A 1,748-nucleotide genomic window follows, 5' to 3' on the forward strand; every position below is an offset into this window, starting at 1 on the left:
TATTTAAAAGCTGGCTCATTTCAGTAAAAGTCGCAAGATTTTTCATTTTCACAAGGCTTTCCTTTAGAATAGGCGCATCTTATTTCTTAGCTTTGATTTCTCAATGATTCAGTTAGACCAGTTATCTATACGTCGCGGTGGACGTGTTTTATTTCAAAAAGCGTCGATGCAGTTACACCCAGGATGGAAAATTGGCCTAACCGGTGTCAATGGTGCCGGGAAATCGACCCTGTTTTCAGCTTTGCTTGGTGGCATGGAGTCAGACACCGGTTCGTTGACCCGTCCTGCGGTATGGACCGTGGCGCATATGGCGCAGGAAATCAAAGCGCTGAATATGAAAGCCATTGATTTCGTCTTGTCCGGCGATGAAGAATACTGGGATATTCAACAGAAACTGGAGCAGCCAGATCAGCTGGATGATGCAGAACTGGCCCATTTATATGGCCGTTTTGATGAAATTTCAGGTTATTCTGCGCCGGCCAAAGCTTCGCAACTGATGGCCGGTCTGGGCTTTTTTGAACATCAATCCCAACTGGATGTTTCAAGTTTTTCTGGTGGCTGGCGCATGCGCCTGAATCTGGCGCGTACCCTGATGAGCCGTTCCGATTTACTCCTTCTTGATGAACCGACCAACCATTTAGACCTGGATGCCATTCTCTGGCTCGAAGACTGGCTGAAAGCCTATGAAGGTACGCTGGTGCTGATTTCGCATGACCGGGATTTCCTCGATGCGATTACCGATCATATTTTACATATTGAAAATCAGGAACTGATTTTATATACCGGTAACTACTCGACCTTCGAGCGCACCCGCAGTGAACGTCTGGCGCAGCAGCAACAGGCTTATGAAAAGCAGCTGGAAACCCGCGCACATCTGCAAAAATATATTGACCGTTTTAAAGCGAAAGCCACCAAAGCCAAGCAGGCACAGAGCCGGATCAAACAGCTGGAGCGTATGCAGGAACTGTCTGCTGCCCATGTTGATACACCATTTACCTTCAGTTTCCGTGAACCGACCAAAATGAGTTCGCCTTTATTGCAACTGGAACATGCCGATATTGGTTATGGTGACAAGCTGATTGTCACCAATGTCAATTTACAGATCACGCCAAGCAGCCGGATTGGTTTGCTCGGGATGAATGGTGCCGGTAAATCCACCCTGATTAAATCGCTGGTCGGTGATTTAAAATTGCTTCAGGGTCTGCGTAAAGATTCAGAACTGCTCAATATTGGCTACTTTGCCCAACACCAAATGGATGCACTGGATGGCAATGCCAGCCCGATGTTACAGCTGGCCCGTATTGCCGATAAAAAAATCAGTGAAGCCAGCCTGCGTTCTTTCCTGGGCAGTTTTGGTTTTAGCGGCGAACGCATGGATACGCCAAGTGAAAGTTTCTCAGGCGGTGAACGTGCCCGTCTGGCTCTGGCATTGATTGTCTGGCAGCGTCCAAACGTGTTGATTCTGGATGAGCCGACCAACCATTTAGATCTGGATATGCGTCATGCATTGACCATGGCCTTGCAGGATTTTGAAGGTGCTGTGGTGCTGGTATCGCATGAGCGCCAGCTGATTGCCAGTGTCTGTGATGAATTGCTGCTGGTACATAATGGTCAATGCCGTGAATTTGACGGTGATCTGACCGCTTATGCCGACTGGTTACGTCAGGCCCGCATTGAGATGATCAAAAACGGGCAGAAGCCAGCCGAGCCGGTGAAATCTCAGGTCGAAGTCAAAGCAACCATTTCCA

Annotated in this window: 1 protein-coding gene; it reads left to right on the forward strand. The window is 48.3% G+C overall.

From position 1 onward, the window contains the following. Positions 1–103: 103 nt before the first annotated feature. A partial coding sequence (locus FTU40_RS15075) for an ABC-F family ATP-binding cassette domain-containing protein (RefSeq protein ID WP_257222987.1) occupies positions 104–1,748 on the forward strand: 1,645 nt, incomplete at its 3' end.

Origin of the sequence: Acinetobacter sp. YH12100 (genome assembly GCF_013419135.1) — a bacterium.
Taxonomy (GTDB): Bacteria; Pseudomonadota; Gammaproteobacteria; order Pseudomonadales; family Moraxellaceae; genus Acinetobacter; species Acinetobacter pseudolwoffii.